The organism is Gemmiger gallinarum (genome assembly GCF_014982805.1).
GTDB lineage: Bacteria > Bacillota > Clostridia > Oscillospirales > Ruminococcaceae > Gemmiger > Gemmiger gallinarum.
The window spans coordinates 459,941-478,554 of sequence record NZ_JADCKC010000002.1; the positions used below are offsets into that span (position 1 = coordinate 459,941).

At 47.9% G+C, this 18,614-nt stretch carries 17 protein-coding genes; 3 read left to right on the forward strand and 14 right to left on the reverse strand.

Going from position 1 to position 18,614, the window contains the following annotated elements:
* Positions 1-36: 36 nt before the first annotated feature.
* From INF35_RS07750 to INF35_RS07775, 6 genes are all read right to left on the reverse strand, one after another.
* On the reverse strand, positions 37-306 hold the full coding sequence (locus INF35_RS07750) for a GNAT family N-acetyltransferase (RefSeq protein WP_193501207.1): 270 nt from the start codon (positions 304-306) through the stop codon (positions 37-39).
* A 97-nt stretch (positions 307-403) separates the two neighbouring features.
* A complete protein-coding gene (locus INF35_RS07755; RefSeq protein ID WP_193501209.1) occupies positions 404-1,579 on the reverse strand; it encodes a tyrosine-type recombinase/integrase in 1,176 nt (391 codons plus the stop codon).
* A 288-nt stretch (positions 1,580-1,867) separates the two neighbouring features.
* Positions 1,868-2,530, reverse strand: a complete 663-nt coding sequence (locus INF35_RS07760) for a hypothetical protein (RefSeq protein WP_193501211.1) — start codon at positions 2,528-2,530, stop codon at positions 1,868-1,870.
* Positions 2,523-2,858, reverse strand: coding sequence for a PadR family transcriptional regulator (locus tag INF35_RS07765; RefSeq protein WP_193501213.1), 336 nt, complete (start codon positions 2,856-2,858; stop codon positions 2,523-2,525). Before INF35_RS07765 ends, INF35_RS07760 begins: the two co-directional genes overlap by 8 nt.
* Positions 2,859-3,074: 216 nt before the next feature.
* Positions 3,075-4,166, reverse strand: coding sequence for a tyrosine-type recombinase/integrase (locus tag INF35_RS07770; RefSeq protein ID WP_193501215.1), 1,092 nt, complete (start codon positions 4,164-4,166; stop codon positions 3,075-3,077).
* Between the two features lie 97 nt (positions 4,167-4,263).
* Positions 4,264-5,322: an AAA family ATPase gene (locus INF35_RS07775; protein ID WP_193501217.1), complete on the reverse strand. Its 1,059-nt coding sequence runs from the start codon at positions 5,320-5,322 to the stop codon at positions 4,264-4,266.
* 390 nt (positions 5,323-5,712) lie between these two features.
* Here INF35_RS07775 and INF35_RS07780 point away from each other — a divergent pair, with 390 nt between their 5' ends.
* The 3 genes from INF35_RS07780 to INF35_RS07790 all read left to right on the forward strand — a co-directional run bounded on the left by INF35_RS07780 (position 5,713) and on the right by INF35_RS07790 (position 8,707).
* Complete coding sequence (locus INF35_RS07780; protein WP_193501220.1) at positions 5,713-6,174, forward strand: hypothetical protein; 462 nt, start codon at positions 5,713-5,715, stop codon at positions 6,172-6,174.
* A 155-nt stretch (positions 6,175-6,329) separates the two neighbouring features.
* A complete protein-coding gene (locus tag INF35_RS07785; RefSeq protein WP_193501222.1) occupies positions 6,330-6,803 on the forward strand; it encodes a YaiI/YqxD family protein in 474 nt (157 codons plus the stop codon).
* A 107-nt stretch (positions 6,804-6,910) separates the two neighbouring features.
* Positions 6,911-8,707: a DUF262 domain-containing protein gene (locus tag INF35_RS07790; protein ID WP_193501224.1), complete on the forward strand. Its 1,797-nt coding sequence runs from the start codon at positions 6,911-6,913 to the stop codon at positions 8,705-8,707.
* Between the two features lie 61 nt (positions 8,708-8,768).
* Here the strand turns inward: INF35_RS07790 and INF35_RS07795 are convergent, their stop codons facing one another.
* From INF35_RS07795 to dndC, 8 genes are read right to left on the reverse strand one after another with little or no spacing between them, the layout of a single operon-like run.
* Complete coding sequence (locus INF35_RS07795) at positions 8,769-9,155, reverse strand: hypothetical protein (RefSeq protein ID WP_193501226.1); 387 nt, start codon at positions 9,153-9,155, stop codon at positions 8,769-8,771.
* A 2-nt stretch (positions 9,156-9,157) separates the two neighbouring features.
* Positions 9,158-11,128, reverse strand: coding sequence for an AAA family ATPase (locus INF35_RS07800; protein ID WP_193501228.1), 1,971 nt, complete (start codon positions 11,126-11,128; stop codon positions 9,158-9,160).
* Positions 11,125-11,295, reverse strand: a complete 171-nt coding sequence (locus tag INF35_RS07805; RefSeq protein WP_193501230.1) for a hypothetical protein — start codon at positions 11,293-11,295, stop codon at positions 11,125-11,127. The genes INF35_RS07800 and INF35_RS07805 overlap by 4 nt, the downstream gene beginning before the upstream one ends.
* A 16-nt stretch (positions 11,296-11,311) precedes the next feature.
* Positions 11,312-13,360 (reverse strand): DEAD/DEAH box helicase family protein, encoded by a 2,049-nt coding sequence (locus INF35_RS07810; protein WP_193501232.1) that lies wholly within the window; start codon positions 13,358-13,360, stop codon positions 11,312-11,314.
* Between the two features lie 28 nt (positions 13,361-13,388).
* Positions 13,389-14,573: a cysteine desulfurase family protein gene (locus INF35_RS07815; RefSeq protein WP_193501234.1), complete on the reverse strand. Its 1,185-nt coding sequence runs from the start codon at positions 14,571-14,573 to the stop codon at positions 13,389-13,391.
* On the reverse strand, positions 14,570-14,950 hold the full coding sequence (locus INF35_RS07820; RefSeq protein WP_193501236.1) for a DndE family protein: 381 nt from the start codon (positions 14,948-14,950) through the stop codon (positions 14,570-14,572). The genes INF35_RS07815 and INF35_RS07820 overlap by 4 nt, the downstream gene beginning before the upstream one ends.
* On the reverse strand, positions 14,947-17,142 hold the full coding sequence (locus tag INF35_RS07825) for an AAA family ATPase (RefSeq protein ID WP_193501238.1): 2,196 nt from the start codon (positions 17,140-17,142) through the stop codon (positions 14,947-14,949). Before INF35_RS07825 ends, INF35_RS07820 begins: the two co-directional genes overlap by 4 nt.
* Complete coding sequence (gene dndC, locus INF35_RS07830; protein WP_193501240.1) at positions 17,114-18,526, reverse strand: DNA phosphorothioation system sulfurtransferase DndC; 1,413 nt, start codon at positions 18,524-18,526, stop codon at positions 17,114-17,116. The genes INF35_RS07825 and dndC overlap by 29 nt, the downstream gene beginning before the upstream one ends.
* Between the last annotated feature and the right edge of the window lie 88 nt (positions 18,527-18,614).

The following is an 18,614-nucleotide window of genomic DNA, read 5'->3' on the forward strand; positions in this document are numbered from 1 at the left end:
TAAGAACTTTTGGATAAACTTTCTGCGTGGATGATTTTACCCCAGCAAGTCCTGATCCTCGGGATGAGTCTCAAACCAGTGTATGGCATAAGAACAGGTGGCCCTGGCCTTACGGCCATCCTGGCGTAGAGTATCGGCCACTGCGCGCAGAAGCTGTCCGGCAACCCCCTGTCCCCGCAGAGAACCGTCCACAAAGGTATGGTTGATGATAGCAATGCCCTCCTGTTCCGGGAAGGTTACTTCTGCCAGCAGTTTCCCCGTTTCATCCGTGGCAAAAATCCGGCCCGGTTCTTTGCAAAACTCCATAACAAACACCTCCAACTTCAGTGTAACAAAAAAGTCGGACAAGAGCAACAGCCATGTTCCTGCCGCCTCGGCAGGAACATGGCTGTTGCAGATTCGTTTATAGCCCCATCACCTTTCCCAGCTTTTCCTGTGCCTCTCGCTTGGTTTTATCAAAGGCGTGGGCATAGATATCCAGTGTGGTACTGGGCTGGGAGTGACCAAGCAGTCCTGCGACGGTGCGGACATCCACGCCCTGGGCAATGAGCAGGCTGGCGTTGGTATGGCGCAGGCTGTGGACAGATAAGTTTTGAGGCAACCCATTTTCCTTGAGGATTTTCTTGAAACGGAAGGTAAAGGTCGTGGGTACCATTGGATCGCCGCTCGGCTGCCGGAAGAGGTAATCTTCCTCCGTCAGGGTCTGCCCTTCTGCCTGTTCCATTTGCCATGCACATTCCTGCTTCCACGCTTTCAACAGCTTGCACATCTCTTTACTGATGTACACCCTCCGGTTGCCGCTTGTGGTTTTCGGCTCCTTGGTAAAGATCTTTTGTCCGCTGAGTTTGACCACCGTCCGCTGCACATGGATGGTCCGGTGCCTCCAGTCAATGTCAGACCAGCGTAATCCGCAGGCTTCGCCGCGGCGCATCCCTGTGGCCAGTACCAGTTTGAAGTACACTTCATATTTCATGCTTTGTGTTTCCAGAGCGGCGATCAGCTTTTGCACCGTTTCCTCGTCGGCCACCGGGAGCTCTTTGCGCACGCCTTTGGGTTTGTACACCCGCCAGGCTGGGTTATGGGTCAGGTAGCCTTCATCCACGGCACCAGACAAGATGCTGCACAGTGTGTTGTGCAGTCCCTCTACGGACCGTTCCGATAGCGGCTGTCCATCCGTCAGTTTAGGCTCTGAGCGCATGGCTTCGTAGAAGGCACGGATGGTTTCCTTGCGCAGATCGGTCAGTTTGTAATGTCCCAGTGCTGGCAGGATGCGCCGGATATCCTGTTGGTCACGGGAATAGGTACTGGCTGCCAGCTTGCCTGGGGCGATATCCCGCAGCCAATGTTCGGTATACGCTGCCAGTGTCATGGCATGGTTCACGGGTTGTGGGTCATGCCGTACTTCCCGCTCGAACAGAACAGCCTGTTCGTTCAGCCATTTTTTGCACTGGCCGGGCGTGAGCTCTTTCGGTGGGTGTACCGTTTTCTGTGCGGCTTTCAGCCGGTTCCCTTCGTAATCGTATCCGCGGGATACTACAATGAGATAACTGTTTTGTCCTCGTTTTCGGATGCTTGCCATTTTGACCACTCCTTTGTGTGTATTGACACAAAGGATACCAACCTCTGCGATACAAAGCTATCACCAAACCCAACGAAGAACGGCCACGATACTTGTGCAAACCGGGCAAAACACCAAAAGTTTGCAAACATAACTAATAGTGAGGATTCTCCCAAAAGGGAAAATCCTCACTGTGGGTGTGCCGGACAAACAAAAGCATTGGCGTTTGTTCATCCAAGGTGGCACAGTATTCTTTCTCTGCTGACGCCCCGTTCCAGCAGAGAGGTGGCAGAGAGATGCTATCCGGTATCACAGTCTGTTTACAACAGCAGGGTTATGTCCGTAGTGGTACAGCCGCAAACAATATAGAAGGATGAAAAGCACCCAGTAGAATATACTCCATCCCAAGAAGTTCATGTTGACAGCAACAATTGGTGGCACGAAGCTGTGCAAAATCCCGACCAGCAGATACATAATCACAGAATACGCAACCAGCAGCGCGATAAATACAAGTAGGTGCTTTCTCATGGGAAATGCGATTTGCCGTATCACATATTTCCATAGGACATAGGTGGACAGTGTACCAATTACCAGACTGAAGAGGTAGTTGGTATCCATTGGTGCCAGCAATTGCTGATCCACAAAATACAACAGCAGATACCCGACCGCATTGTACAGGAAAAACCAGATGAGGAGGAAGAAAAGATTCCGGAAGTTTGGCGTGGCGCACTGCTTCTTCATTTCCGCCGCGAAGGAAGCTGCTTCCTCCGGAACAGTAAAGAGTTCTTTTCCCTCTTTATTTGCCTGAATTGCCATGTCAATGAGGTCGCTCTTGATTGCCTCTGCGCCAGAAATATCCCAGCTCACCACCTGCAGATAGTGTACCATGTCCCGTATTTGCTTTTGGCTTGTTTCCGAGACCATGGCAAGACGCATTTTGTTGGCTTTGCGGAGTGTAAGGTAGCTATTCATAGGGCGCTCCTTTCTGAAAAACGGAGGAAACAAGGTCACAAACCTGTTGCCAGTTTTCCCAATATTCTGAGAGTGTTTCACGTCCATGTTCTGTGATCGTATAATACTTTCGGCTCGGACCATTGGGCGAGGCTCGCCGTTCGATGGTCACATCCTTGTGCTGCTCCAGGCGAAACAGTAGCGGATAGAGAGTGCTTTCAGTCAGGTCAGAATAGGAGGATTTTTGCAGCTCTGTCAGGATCGCATATCCGTAGGTTGGTTCTTCGGAGATGATTTTCAGGACACATAATTCCAACACGCCTTTCATAAATTGCGTCTGGCTTCCCATGGTACCTCCTTTCTTATATTGGGTTACAGAGAATAGCAACTTTTGACTTCCCCAGGGTAAGTTTTCTTTACTACATCGTATCACATAGTAGTGTCCTAGTCAAGTATGAGTTTGTTTTGAGAAAGTACCAGACGTTGATAATTTCGCCTTTATTCAAAATCCTCACTGTGGGTGTGCCGGACAAACAAAAAACCCGGGCACATTGCCCGGGGAATGTTAGTCCTGCAAAGTGTCGTAGTATTCTTCCTCTGCCGGTGCCAGCAGAGAATCAAACAACCCGGCAGCCTCCTCTTTGCAGATATCCTGCGGATGGCAGTAGGTTCGTTCCAGAAAGGCGGTATCTGCGTGTCCCAGCAGGTCGGCTGCCACCTGCTTGCTGGTTCCGTGTTCCAGCAGATAGGTGGCGAAGAAATGCCGCATGGTATGCAGGTGGTATTCCTCGGGAAAACCGTTCTGGTCATACAGCCGCCGCAGATGGTGACTGAAAGTATTGGGGTGTACCGGCTTGCCATTTCGCTGGAAAATCAGCCCGTTCCAGTCGGCTCCGTTGTTTTCCAGGGCCTGCTCAGTGAACAGCTCTCCCAGATCGTCGAAGACGATCTGCGGCATGACCACGATGCGGGTACGGTGGTTCTTGGTGTCACTTTCCAGCACGCCCTGCCCTACCACAGTGCTGCGGGAATGCTGGATCTTTACCTGATTCCCGCCGTGCAGATCACACCACCGAAGGGCACACAGCTCACCGCGGCGCAGACCGGTGGAGAGGGCCATCAGATAGAATACACGATAGAGCAGCGGCTCCTGCAGAAGGCACTGCAGGAGCTTTCGCATCTCCCATTGTTGGGGAATGCGCTGCTGAGGCTTTTCCACCCGTACTTTTTCAACCCGATGGGCAGGATTATAGAGCAGGATGTCATTTTTCGCTGCGTCCTGCAGCACAGCGGAAACGGCATCCAGATATTTATGTACGGTGTTTTCGCTCAGAGGCTTGCCGCCCCGCCCGGGCCGCTTGCGCAGTTCTTCTGCAAATTCCTCCAGGACCATGGGCCGGATCTTGCAGAGCGGCAAACCGCCAATGAAAGGGTATGCCACCTCCAGCATTTTTCGGTAACCGGCCAGCGTACTGCCTTTGTATCGCTTGGCTGCCCTGTCCAGCCAATGCTCTGCGTAGGCCTCGAACTTGGTGTTTTCACTTTCGTCGATGCCGGTGCGGAATCGTTTTTCCAGGCGCTCAGCCTCCGCATAGACATACTGCCTGATACTGCGCTTGGGAATCTCCTTGGGGACATCCATGGTGCGCGCCTGCATCCGTTTTTTCCCCGTTGTGGTGTAGCCATTACAAACTGTAATTTTATACTTTCTTTCTCCGCGTTGTTGAATATAGGCCATGTTTGTTCCTCCTTCCTTAAGATGCCTGTGACGTCAGTGACGGTGATGACGGTTGTGACGAAACATCCGGTATTTCAAATCCTGTGTCAGAAGCGTCACAACCGTCATTCTCGTCATGCGGACGGCAGCAAAGCTGCAGAAGGCGCTGCTTGCTGGTACGCCGGGTACTCACCAAAATACCATACCTTGCCAGTTCCTCTTCATGGCTCTGCAGGTACCGGGACAGCTGAGCCGGCCCCCATAAGTTTCCCTCGTCGCCCAGCTGGGCTGTCAATTCGGTGGCAGTACCGGAAAACGGCTTGTCGGCCAACAAACGCTGCAGGGCGGACAGGAGCTGAAGCATCTGCAGCTGCTCCGGTGAGCAGCCTCGGCTCCAGCGGCAGTCGGAAAAGTCCAGCGTCAGTTCCATATCTTCGATATCCCGTCCGGTGGCTGACATCGTAGCCGTCCCTTCCCGGCGTTTTTGGCGGTCGAGAACGATGGATCCGTCGGCGGCACCGTTCAGCCCGTTCGTTCCCGACATCTGCTTGAAAGGATCCTCATCCTTCTGTTTGCGCAGATGGTGTACAACCACCATACAGATATCGTTCCGGTCTGCCACCGCTTTCAAAGCCGAGGCATCCCGGTAGTCGATGCTGTAGGAGGGGGTGGCACTGGTTGCCTCCCGGATTTTTTGCAGCGTGTCAATGACGACCAGCTTGACGGCCGGGTGTTCAGCCAGCATCTGATCCAGTTGCTGCTCCAGTCCGTGACCAATCAAATGCGCATGGGTGCAAAGATACAGACCGGCGGGAGCCTCCTCGGTCAGCCGCAATGAGCGGATATGCAGCCGCCGAGGACCGTCCTCCAAAGAGATGTAAAGAACTTCGTTCCGCTTGGTCTCGAACCCCAGAAAGGGCTCTCCACGGCATACAGCCAGGCAAAGCTGCAGTGCCAGCCAGCTTTTTCCCACTTTTGGCGAACCACCCAGGAAATACAACCCTGGTGCCAGCAGATCTTCCACCACCCAAGGGATGGGTTCGATAGGCTGTTTGTAGAGTTCCTGAAGCGTATAGGTGTTGAGTTCATCTAACATAGGACATTTCCTTTCTTGAAAAATAAAAAAAGCACCCGGTGCCCTCGACATTTCTGTCAAAGGCACCGGGTGCTTTGTATGTGTGATAGATTGAAAAAAGGGTACACTTTCCCCTTGAATCTTTTCAAAAGTCAAAAAATACGCGCCAATATGCGCTTTTATAAAAACCACTTGCACAGGCAAGTTCTATATTAATAAAAGAAAAGCATCAGTCCTGTTTGCCGCTCGCCCCCGGACTGGAGGAACACAATCGGCAGGGCGCCACCGCCCGTTCACCTGCAGTCGTTGGAGGTCTAAGGATTTCAACCTGAAACGTGCAGCCCCATCTGACGTGTGGGGAAACCTGCGTATCATTGTCACCACTCGAAAGGTCCTGGCGGAGAAATCCCGGTGGCTGATGGGATTTCCCTTGGATTGTTGTGGATTCGCTCCGGCCGTATCGGCCATCCTGGCGCCAACATCTCTCGCTCACTTTCCGTGGAACGTACCGATTGTGCTGAATATTCAATTTTCAAGGTACTGGAGTACTTTTTACTATACACGGCAAATATGAAATTTTCTTTGTTGACTGTTTCTTGTTTTTTCAAGCGGAGGCTGCTGGGCTGCGGCAGCACAACGGGGTTTGGGGTGAGCCCCCAAATTTGCGTTTGGATATCCAAACGCTATGCTAGCAAAACCATCTGCCAGCAGGTGGGGGGGCTTTTGGGCCCCTCTTTCGTCCCAGTCGGTGGTAAAACCGGCTGGGAGAGTGAATCATGCTATGATTCACTCTCTGCCGACATTTCTTGCTTACTCAGAAAAAGTGAATCATGCTATGATTCACTTTTTCCGAAAAGAGGTGCTCCCTTATGAATCTTAATAAGATTCATACATGGCTGTTTTAAGAAAAAGTGAATCTTATTAAGATTCACTGCTCCTTTTTTCGAAAATCATGGAAAAGAAGGGCGTAAAACTGCTACAATACAAACAAAAAGCCGCCGGTAAGCGGCGGCGGAAAGGACACCAGGATGCCAACGATTTTGATTGACGCAGACGGCTGCCCGGTGGTGGACCTGACAGTGCGAGTCGGCCAGGCTCATGGCGTGCCAGTGAAAATCCTCTGTGACACGGCCCATCGCATCGAGCGGGAGGGTGCTGAGACGCTGGTCTTTGACAAGGGCGCTGACAGCGTGGACTTTGCCCTGGTCAACCGTGTGCAGCCGGGAGATATTGTCATCACCCAGGACTATGGGCTTGCCAGTATGTGCCTGGCCCGGCGGGCCAGAGTGCTCAACCAAAACGGGCTGGAGTACACGGCCCAGAACATTGACGGTCTGCTGGCCCGTCGGCATGAAAACAAAAAGCTCCTCCGTGCCGGCAAGCACCCGAAAGGGCCAGCCAAACGCACGAAGGAGCCAGCCAAACGCACGAAGGAGCAGGACGAGGTATTTGTAGAAAAACTCGATAAGATTATTAGAGAGGATAAAAAACGAAACAGTTAGACATAAAGTACATTATTATAAATAGACAGTTTGTTTTTTTGTGCAATATATGATATAATTTCAAAAAATATCGACATGAAAAATGATATAACCTTAAGGAGATAATTATGACAATTACACCTACATATATTGCAATAGGCCGTATGTTTGAACAAAATTTCCTTTTTGAAGTCCCCAAATATCAAAGATATTATGCGTGGGAACCTGAACAAGTCAACGATTTTATAAAGGACCTTGATGGAATTCTAGCGGATTCTGAGAAGGACCACTTTTTTGGTGGAATTGTTTGTGTTTCAAAAAAGGTTGATGGGTCCACCCGCCAACAGAAAGAGCTGATCGACGGCCAACAGCGTCTTACCACTTCAATTCTGCTCATTATTAACCTAATCAGAAAGTACGAAGAGTTATTAAATGTTGATACACTGTCAGAAGATGATAAGAAAATTGTAAAGTCTCGCATAGATAAGCTGAATGAAAAGTATATTAATTACAACGACGAAATCAATCGTAAGCCCATAATTGTACATAAGCTTGTATTGTCGCTTGCGGATAAGGATTTCTTTGAAGGCATCCTCAACGGTAGGCCAATAGAACCTGAAAGAGATTCTCATGAAAAAATTAAGAAGGCAAATCAGCTGCTAGAAAAGTTTGTAAGAGACAAACTGAATCAATGCACTGAGGATACTGAAAAAATAGATGTGCTCGCTAAGATTGAGCACGCGCTGCAAGCCAACTGTACTGTAATATTTATGGACTGTGATTCCAGGGATTCAGCCTACAAACTTTTCCAAGTTTTAAATGATCGAGGTGCAGGTTTAAACGAAGGAGACCTTTTAAAATCGAAAACATTGGAAGCTCTAGAGAAATTCCCTGAAGAGCAAGAACAAGCGCAAAAATGTTGGGATGAGATATTGGAAGAGGATCCCTCAAAGGTCGAAAACTTTCTGCGAACGTATTATGCTTCTTGCTATGGTAAGCGCGCTGGGAGAGCATCGCTGTATGATGACTTTTTAAAGGTATTTTTTCCAGGGCCGTTTAATGGAAATCTGCCTAAAACAAAACAGGAAGCCAACGATTTACTGATAGAAGTACAGAATATTCTCGCTGAAATTCGAATTTATAGAAAGATTACCGCGGGAGAATGGCCGTATCCTGAAGAGCAACCCGTTACGGGATGGGATAGGAATCGACTTCAGGTTTTGGTGACATTCCTATCGTATGACATCACATTGCCTCTTTTACTGGCAGCCACAAAGTTAAAACAGAAAAAATACGCCGACCTAGTTCATATGCTTGAAAAGTTTATGTTTAGGTATAAAACGATTTGTAACAATCCACATCAAGTATTGAGTGAACTGTATAACAAAGAAGCCAAAGAAATTCGGCGTGACCCCGACAACTATTCACTGTCGAGTTTATCAAAAGCGCTTCAAAAATTGCTTGAAGAAAAGGCAAATGATGAAAAGTTTAAAGTGGGACTTAAAAATCTTGCATATCAACCATCAGGAGGAAATAAATCTTTACGGTATTTCTTCAGTACTTTGTGCGATTATTACAGGTGGCATAAAGAAGGAGAGCATGGGAATCCATGTGCAAATAAGGAACATATAATCAACTATGATAATGTGACGATTGAGCACATTGACTCTCAACATGCGCAAGATGGAAACACTCTCCCGAAAGAAAGTTTAAACAAATTGAAGAATCTTACAATCCTTTCGAGAGATGATAATGGCAATAGAGTGGGTAACAAACCGTTTGCAGAAAAGAAAGAAACATATGCTAAGTCCTGCTATAAGATCAATGGAGATTTAGCAAAGTATGATGCGTGGCAGCCGGATGAAGCCACCGAATGGGAAAACTATCTGGTCGATTTTGGTTGCAAAATTTTTGTTGTTAAATGATAGAGAGAATCGCCGCAAAGAAAAGTCTTTGCGGCGATTCTCTATTTAGTATTTTGATTTATTAGAGGTATTCGCTTGGATCAAAGTCCTCGTCATTGTTTTCGTAGTCGGTGCGCAGAATCGCAATACCGGCGTCAGCATATTCATTCATGCGCTTTATCAGATCGCTGCCATTATTGATTTCCGGGCAAAGGTGAGCAACCAATCCTTTGGCAACTGCAAAATTATCTTTGTCCACATTTCCAACCAAGCAGATATCCAAGTTTTTCGTCGCAGGATCGGGTTTAGCACCAGCTTGTAGTGCAACCATGATTGCAAACGTGTACAATTGATATTTTGTGGAAAAAATGTGCTTCTCATCTACCAAGAGATCATAAAAGCGACGATTTTCAGTGGTTGTGCGAATGTGAGTAGAGGGATTCATTGAAAAGAACTCTTGTGCTGCCATTTTCAATATACCTCCTTGCTTGCAATCACCGTCTTGGGCCAGGTCTGATCACTGTGGTTTTCCAACTTATAAACGGTCTTAACATACGGCTTCAGCTCGTTTTGATACTTCTCAGTCAGATCACCGGTGGAGACCATAAAAATTACCTGCTTGCCCATATGCGGCAAGAAACGAGTAATTGCAGCACGATGCTCATCCGAAAACAGGCCAAGGGGGTTATCAATGATAACCGGTGCGGCAAAATTGGAGGAGCGATTCAATCCCGCAATATAAGAAAGGCTGATCACCTTAGACTGACCAGTCGAAGGATTCAGCGTGCGGCCAGGCTCGATCTGATAGGTTTCACCATTCGTAAGTTCAAGCAAAAGGCTGTAGTCTTTGGAAATTTTGATGCCTTTATACTTTTGGGGTGCGTTCGTGATTTGCAAGAAAACTTCGGTGGCATATTTCTCCACAGAAGCACGTTTTTCTTCCAGAAGACGATTGCGATACTCACTGAAGATCTTTTCCAACGCAATCGTGTTTTCCAATTTCTTCTGGCACAGAGCACCCTCTTTATCCAACTGGCTAAGCTCGGCAAGCTTCTCTTCTAGCCGGGCAAGTTTTTCTCGGTCTTGCGACAATAGAACTTCTGTCCGTGTGCGACGATTTTCGGTTTCCTTCTTTTTCGCCTCGGTACTGGCAATGTTCTGGATGATACGTTCGCCAGCTTCCTCACTAAAAGAACCGATATCTTTACGCAAATGCTCAAACTCTTCCTTTTTTGAGGAGCGTTCCTTCTCTTTTTTCCAAACTTCCTCACTCAGAGAAATGTAAGCGGCACGTGTCTGGAATCCGTGGGGTTGATATTGGGCACAAGCATTGAAAAGAGCGTGGCGCTCCTTTTCAACAAGAATGGCATCGTCTGTGACTAAGTGCTCCCGAATGAATGCCTGGATCTTTTCTTTGTGGGAATCCGTCATTGGCTCACCGCATACACAAACAGGCTGTTCCATAAGGCGAACCAGATACTCTTTCACCGGTTCGGTGATATGGTATTCCGTAGGTTCAGTAGATGTATCCTGCTGCATTTTAGCAAAAATGGAAGCAGCCAACATGAGGGTGGCATTCTTTTGGAAGCATTCAGACTGTTCCTGACGAATACGTTTCAAGTCGTCGGTAAGCTGCTTGATTTGCTCAGACAATTTCTGCTTTTGGGTAACCTTTTCGGAAATCTCCTTGAAATCCTTCAGCTTATCTTCGTCCTTTTGTATCTGCTCGTTGGCGGCGTTAATCTCCTGTTCATATTGGCGCAACAAGGCTTCCTGCTCAGCAACTTTCTGGTCCGCTTCTATTTTCTGCTGCAGAATATCTTGATACTTGTTTTGATTTTGAATCCAAGTATCCCGGCTTTTTTCAAATTCCTTTTTCAGCAGGCCGAGATCTTCTACGGCGTTATAAACTTCCTTAATACCAAGGACACGGGCAATGGCGTCTTTATACTGGCTTCCGCTGGCCGTACTATAATCGTTGATTTTTTCGCCGTCAAAGAAGAAATACTGTGAGGCATCCTGATGTACAAGAGAATTGATGAAATCCGCTTTCTCATCCTCTTCGCTGCTCACCGGAACATTGTTCTTGATTAGTTCCAACGTGCATTTGAAGTCTTTGCTGCTTGGGGTGGCCTCCAGTTTCCCGCGCAGGTCAATGAAGCGAGAAATTTCAATCTTGTCAGATCCATTCTCTACAAACAGAGAAACTTCAGCATGATAGCACTTCTCCGATTGGGCATTTACATTGATCAGATCTTTAAGATCGTCGCTGTCTTTGGGACCGTACAGGCAGAACAAAATTGCGGAAAAGAAGCAGGATTTTCCCACGTCATTGTCGGCGTAAAGGATGCTGATGTTTCGTTCACCATCAATGGGAAAATCGAAGTTGCATTCCCCATAATAAGCGCGGTAGTTGTTTATGCGGAGAGAATTGAAAATCATTGGTCCGAATCCTCCTCTCCGCTCATATTAGCGATGATCTGTTTAATGGGGCCGCGAGTATGACGGCTTTTCTGGTATACATGGTCCTTCTCCACCTGGAGAATATTCTCTACGATAGAGGCATCAATATGGTATTCTTCTGCGACTTGGACAAGCAATGGATCCATCGTTTTGCCGACCTCCTTAAAAATCATACGGATTCAACTTCCGCTGAGATAAAAACTGATCGAGTTTCTGACGCTCTTGGATGCCATTGATGGCATCGTCTACCATTAAGTTGATTCGCCGATATTGCGCGTCAATCATAGACAGAGCCATGCGACGTTCCTCATCGCTGGTACTAGCCGGAAGAACCGGATAGACCAGATAGTCATAAATCCAGGCAGTTGTCTTGCCCGGCGCAATACGAAGGACACGGCCTCTGCGTTGAATAAACTGACGTTCTGAGGTTGACGAACTGATAAAAACTGCAACATCGCAAGCAGGGATATCGATGCCTTCATCGAGACAGCCAACAGCCAACAGAATTTTACGGATTCCCTGTCGGAATTCCTTCAGAATTGTGGGGCGTTCTTTTTGCGCGTCCAGTTCTCCGGTGTATTTGAAATAGTATTTGCCCATCCGGTCCAGTTCTTTTCCCAGTTCGTCCAAATGGTTCAGATCATCGCCATAAATCAGAACCCGGGCGGAAGGGGGAATCTCGTCAAAGATCGTCTGCAGCGTTTGAACTTTTTGATCGTTCTTCTTGAGCAGTTTGGCACGATCACGGTAGCGGCCTTCGATACGCTGCTGTAACCGCAGGCGATCTTTCTCATCATCTTCCTGTTCCAGTGCGTGCTGAAGCTGTACGATTTCCTTTGAGAACGCTTTATACGACTCCCAGTCCTCTTCCGGCATTGCACAGGGAAGAACCCTATATTGGTATTCCACCAGGTAGTGTTCACGCTGGGCATCCTTGATCGAGAATTCGAAGGTGTTCTGGTGATAGAAATTCAGAATCTTTTCAGATCCAATTTCATCAAAGTTCCGGCGAGGCGTTGCACTAAGGCCAATGCGGTAAGCTGGATTCAGTTCCATGAGGCACTGAGATTTTGGAGCACCCATATTGTGAACTTCATCGCAGATCATAGCAAATTGTTCCGGCTTTGCCTGTCGCCACTTTGCCATGTAGAAATCACCCTGGGCAGAGTCATAGGTGGAAATGACCACCACTTGTTCTGGGAAACGCGCCTGGGTGAGGGATTTCAGCAACTCTTTGTGGCCACGATAAGGGGACCCACACTTGATAATGGTGATATCAGGATAAAACAGGTGGACATCCGCTTCCCATTGTTCTACGAGTTCTAGGCTGGGAACACAGATAAGAAGAAGTTTCCAGGTGTCGATCTGGCTGATTGCGTACATTGCCGCCTTGGTTTTGCCAGAACCGGTTGCCATCATGAAAAGGCAGGAAAAGTCTTTCTGCAGAAAAGCGTTTTTGGCATCCTCTTGGCAGGAACGCGGCTTGAAGTTGGGATGAATCCCGGCGGATACGCGATAAACGTAATCGACAGGATGTTCCGGTGCATTTTGAATCAACTTCAGGCGAGAGGCCTTGGGGAAATCGAATGTTACAATATTTCCGGCTGTCCCGTCCCACAATCTTTCAAAGCGCTGGATTTTCTGCTCTACCCTGGACTGCAATACCGGAATCCAATTTTGCGAAACCTCAAAGGACTCCTCGTTATTAATCCATCCGCCAAGCGTTTCATTTACAGACCCTAAGAAAGAGATTGCGTTTCCGTCTGCGTCTTTGAAAATACCGAATTTTTCGTGGAACAAGTGATAGGTGCCGGGATCATTGGGGTCTTTCCGAAGGCACACTTTAATGTCCAAGCGGTTGTTTTTGATGAGCCAACAGAGATTCTTGATGTTGGCAATATTAAGATCGATAAGATTCTGAGTGACAGGGTCGATTTTATCCTCCAACAGCTGACGGATATCATAGCCGAGGGCGATCTGGCGCTCATCTTCCGGGCTCAGATTCACACTGCATACAATGCGCATCCGTCCGCCGTTTTGAATAAAGGGATACAAACCGTTGGTGATGTAGCACAAGATGGAAGAGTTGAAATATCCGACAGCGCGGCAGTATTCAATGCTCTCCTCCATGCAGGGAACATAGAATTCTTTGATCAGATCGTTTTCCCCGCTCCAGTAAGTGTCTTGGAATGACACTGTGCGCAGGCTCATGCCATCATCCCCCTTTCGGAAAAATATATTAGGAAAGTTCTTTCAGGAACGCCTCCACCTGATCGATGGTGTTTTCTGCGGACAGCGAAATGCGCAAAACTCTGGACACAGCGTCCCCCTTACCGATAGCCTGCAATACATGGGAAGGCATACCCGCCGTGCAGGCAGAACCAGTAGAGATTGCGAACTTTGCGCTAACACGCTTCACAAAGCGCTCGTTGTCAAAGTCGTCCTGATTAACCACCAAACTGATGACACCTGGCAGGTGATGTTCCGGATCACCTAAAAGTTCCAGATGCTCGTTGAATGCAATGATCTTCTTGGCGGCCTGCTCCAGTTTCTGAATATAGGCTGTCTGCTGTTGCTCGTTCGCAATGGCCAGCTCGGCGGCTTTCCCGAAGCCAACAATGTTGTGAACAGCCAATGTGCCGGCACGCAGGCCGTGTTCCTGTTCGCCCCCATGCATGAAAGCACTCATCGGAGGAAGGCCATAATCATCTCCCCGAATATAGGCAGCACCCACGCCCTTGGGCCCGTGGAACTTGTGAGCGGAGAGAGAAAGAAAATCCACTCTGGTTTGTTCAACATCGATGGGCAGTTTTCCAGCTATTTGGGTGGCATCAGCGTGGAGTAACACCTGATGCTTATGTGCAACAGCCGCTAATGCGTCCATATCGTTGAGAGAGCCGATTTCGTTATTTGCCCAGATAAAGGATGCTAGGGTGGTTGTGGGGCGTATGGCTTTTTCAAAGGAATCGGGCGTCACCTGGCCATACTCGTTTACATCCAGGAAGGTGACCTCATAGCCGCGGTCCACTTTGGGAACTTTGCCAAACAGCGAAAAGGTGGCATCCTGATTGGAGTAAATATCGCCGTTCAAAAAGCGGCAAGTATTTAATGTGGCATGATGCTCAACCTTCGATGTGATAATATGGTTGCCCTTTTTTTCGTAGTATTTTTTGTAGTCCGCCACACCTTTTATAATCATATTGGTGCTCTCGGTGGACCCGCAGGTAAAAATGATTTCTTCCGGTTTGGCGTGAATTAACTTGGCAACCCAGCTCCGGCTATTTTCCACAGCATCGGCAGCATGGGCGGCAAGGGGATAATACTTGCTGGAAGGGTTCCCGTATTCCTCTTGCAAGTAAGGGCGCATCGCCTCAAACACTTCCTGCGCGATGGGGGACGTGGCACTATTGTCTAAATAAATCATACGGTATCACCAATCCCAAATGTTTCCAGCACATATTTGTCCAGATCACCGGCGTGTTTATAGCGGGATTCCAAAAGGATGGCTCCGCGATCTATGTGCGCTTTCATATACTTGGGAAAGTATTCCTCATTGCTTAAATGGCGTCCTTCTGCCTGTTCAATCAGGACTTTGAAGTAATCGTCATATTCGCCGGTAATCGTTTGTCGATTGAGTTCAAGGCCATCTGTATCGCTGTCGAACGAAGTGATTTTTCCTTGCTCTTTTAAAGACCAGGCAATCGCGTGCTTGACCAGCGTATACGGCTTTAAGGCAGTGCTTTTCCCAATCTCTTCAAAAATTTCCTGCGTTTTTTTGGAAGTCTTTAGCTTGAAAATCATGCCTTTGCCTCCTTGAAATAACCTGGTTGTACGGAGGTGCAACCCTGTTCTACGTTGTACTCAAGCAGATACTCGTGCGCAATATGCGGTTGGATGATGGCACGATACGAACCCACCACTTCTTCGTCGGTAGAAAGGATGATAACCTGACCGCTGATGTTGGGGAAAAACAAGGCGGAAATTTGTTCGCGATGTTCCGTATCGATACGGGCAAAAGGAGTATCGATGATGAAGGGAACCGCCTGGTTGGAGGTCTTGATGATTGCCCAATACAGGGAAAGAATAAAAACCTGCTTTTCGCCTTTGGATAGCTGATTGAGCTCCACGCGATTGTACAGGGGAAGCTCTATATCGTCCTGGAAGGAAATTTGATCGGTGACGATTTTCCCTGAAAAATACCGGCGCAGTTCGTCGATAGAATCGTTTGTTAAAAGGTGGGCAGCCTCTTTGAGTCCCGCACTTCCCAATCGCTTTTCCAATGCATCCAGCCCAATGTTGTTGGCGAGCAGCAGCAATTCATGCGTTGTATAGGTCTGCTTCTTATAAAGGTTGACATTGAAATTGTCATCCAACTCAATAAGCTGCACAAAGTTTTCCTTGCGGATGATCTTGTTAAACATCTCAAGTGCAAGAGACTCAATCTGGTGGAATTTCTCCTGCGTCACATCGGAAATCATACGCTGCATGACTTGGCTGATGCGGGCGGTAAATTCATGCGCCGTACGATCCTTCGCCTTGGCGAACAGCGCTTTGCGCAAGCGTTCCACCAAAGCTTTCTGGTCGGTGATGGTGGCTTCCAGTTCCGCAATTTGGTTTTCCACGCTTTCCAGACTATCCTCGTAGGCTGCAATGCGCTCCGTGAGAAAGCGAACTCTTTCAAAGTAGGCCGCAGCATCAACAGAAGGCAAAGCCTCGCGAATCTTTTTGCTAATCTCATCGTATTTTTGAGAAGCCTTTTTCTTCTCCGCGATGGCTTTAATCAATTGAGGCGCGTCTACTTCAGCAAAATGCTGTGTTCTTACAATATCGCTGATAACCTGGCTTTCCTGTTCCTGCGACAGATCGTGGATAGAGGTGAAGCTTTCCAGCGGAAAGGAGGGCAAAGCTTTCTTCGCAATTCCGTTGGAAATCGCCTGCGCCAATGCAGGAACTTGCGCTGTGTCGCAATTGGGCTGCTGTTCCAAGACATCCTGAATGGTTTGCGCATCCAGCAGATCACAAATGGTGTGATACTGGCGAACGGCCCGTTCATCTTTGAGTTGCTTATAGGCGACAGCGGCTAGATCTTTGGTGATGTAAAGGGGCATCATGGATTCTACAAATTCCCGAATCCGTTTTGCCTTATCGCCTTTCACACGTTCCTGTGTTGCACGCTGTGTTTCCAGCCGTTCTTGCTCTTGGGCGGTCAGACCACCAGAACGAGAAAATTGGTGATCAAGAGATTCTTTTTCCTCCTGGGCAGAAACCAATTGGGCCGTCAGCTGCTGCTTTTGGGACTCCAAGGCGCTGTTTCTGGTCGTATAAGCAGAAAGGTTGGCTTCTTCATGTTCCACCAGTTTGGCAACCTGGTCGTAATCTTCGTTTCCTTCCTCATCTCCGATATAAGAATCGCAGAATTTCTGTATTATATTGAAGGTATCGTAACCACTTAATGTCAGGACTGCATTCTTAATATAGTTGCTGTAATTGCCTGTTGCAAAAAAGTCCCCGATTTCTTCGCCGTCGAAGAAGAAAAAGTCAAACAGGTTGGGAGGAATGACAGAGAACAAATAGTTCTGAAAGAAATCCAGGTTCTTGTTGGCAAGGAGCTGCTGGTCTTTATACACGGAATAGGTTTCGTGAAGGCGTTTTTCGATAAAAGACCATTCACGACGAATGGTATACAGTGTATGGACGCGATCCGTAGGAAGGTCGATTTCTACTTCGACATAGGACTTGACATTGTTGGACAAGAACGCATCATGGTTGATCAGCTCTTTGATTCGTGCGGTATAGCGGTTGTTTTTATCCTGAAAGCGGAAGCATTGGGGACCATATAAAGCCAATTTGATGGCAGTGAAAAAGGAGGTCTTACCAGCACCGTTGTTTCCGCCGATCAGAATAATATTTTGCTCACCATGGGTATCCAACGCGATTGTGTTTTCCCCCACATACGAGCTGAAATTATAGAGTGTCACTCTGTTGATCTTCATTCCGGGTTCCTTCCTGCGCATTCACCAATTCAGCTTCCTGGAGCCATTGCTGCGTAACGGCTTTCCGGAGAGACTCACGAAGAATGCGAGTGTTCGAGAAAAATTTGGTTTTGTTTGTTCTGAAAATCATGCTCTTCATAAGGTCCATGGGAACCGAGAATTCAGAGGCATACTTTTCCAGCTTTTTGCAGGTTTCCTCATCAAAGACGGGGCGCTTTAACTGGTCCCAAGGCAAGCGCTCTCCCATCTCATCATAGTAGAGGTCTACCAGCACACGACAGCTCAGATCCTGTTCCTCGTCCCAAATACGGTCTATGGCGCGGAGTTCATCGATGGTAATGAGCTCATAGTTCATCTGCTTTTGCGTTTGCAGAAGGCGACGCAAAATCATTTGGCGCGCTTCCCAGGTAAACGGACCAAAGCCGAGCTGGTTTTGGGAGGTGCGATAGACACTACCGTCGCGGCGCTTCTTTTCGCGATACTCCGGTACATCGCGAATGCTCATAAGCCATTTTCTGAATTCGGCCAGGGGAATCAATTCACGGTGCCCGGAACGGATGAAGCCATTCAAAGACTTATCTTCCTGAACGACAGTGCAGATCCAACAGCCAAAGCGGGATTGACCGCAGGACTGTTGCTGATCTTCCTTGGAGGAGTATCCCGCGAAGGGGCATTCACCGCTGTCAGCACCAGAATACAATTCAATCAGTTGGGAGTTATCGCCACCCCAGGCATTTTTCCGGTTGTTGGACATCAAGATGTCCCAGACATCATCGGTGGACAAGGAAACAATCGGGGGATATACATAGGCTTCCTTGATGGTCTCATGGCGATTCAAAAGGCGATCAGCCAGTTCTCGACCTTCAATGCGGCGCTTTCGTGCCGCGCTTTCGGCCTTGCGCACACCAAGGATAAAAACAATCTCGGTATGTTGTTCCTTAATGATGTTTTCTACAAACTGTCCGCTGGGGGCAATCTTCAGGCGGTCTGTACACCAACGGAAGGTGCCGTTCAGACGCGGAGTGGGAAAACCTCTACCAATGACATTGGCCCAGAACGAAGTATCTGGTTTGGGTGTGACTTTATTTACGCTGATCGGCAAGCTATCCCGTTTGGCAGACTTATCCAAAAGATGAAGCATATCATCCAGATAGATCTTGATCAGGGGATTTTCCACAAGAGTATCGGAAGATACGATGTATACAGTTTTATGGCGCTCCTCGGGCCGAAGGTTTTTCAGCATCTGATAGACCAGATGGACAACGACGGTGGAGTCTTTACCACCGCTATATCCAATCACCCAGGGACGATTGTCGGACCTATACACATGCTTGATTTCTTCAAGCAAACCCTCAACCAGAGGCTTTCCATTGTATTCTTTCATGTATGGATTTTACTCCCTCTAGAAGTCTTTTCTGGTATGGAGAAAACTGTATATTTTTCCTGTGTGGAAGTACAGTCTTGTCCAATAC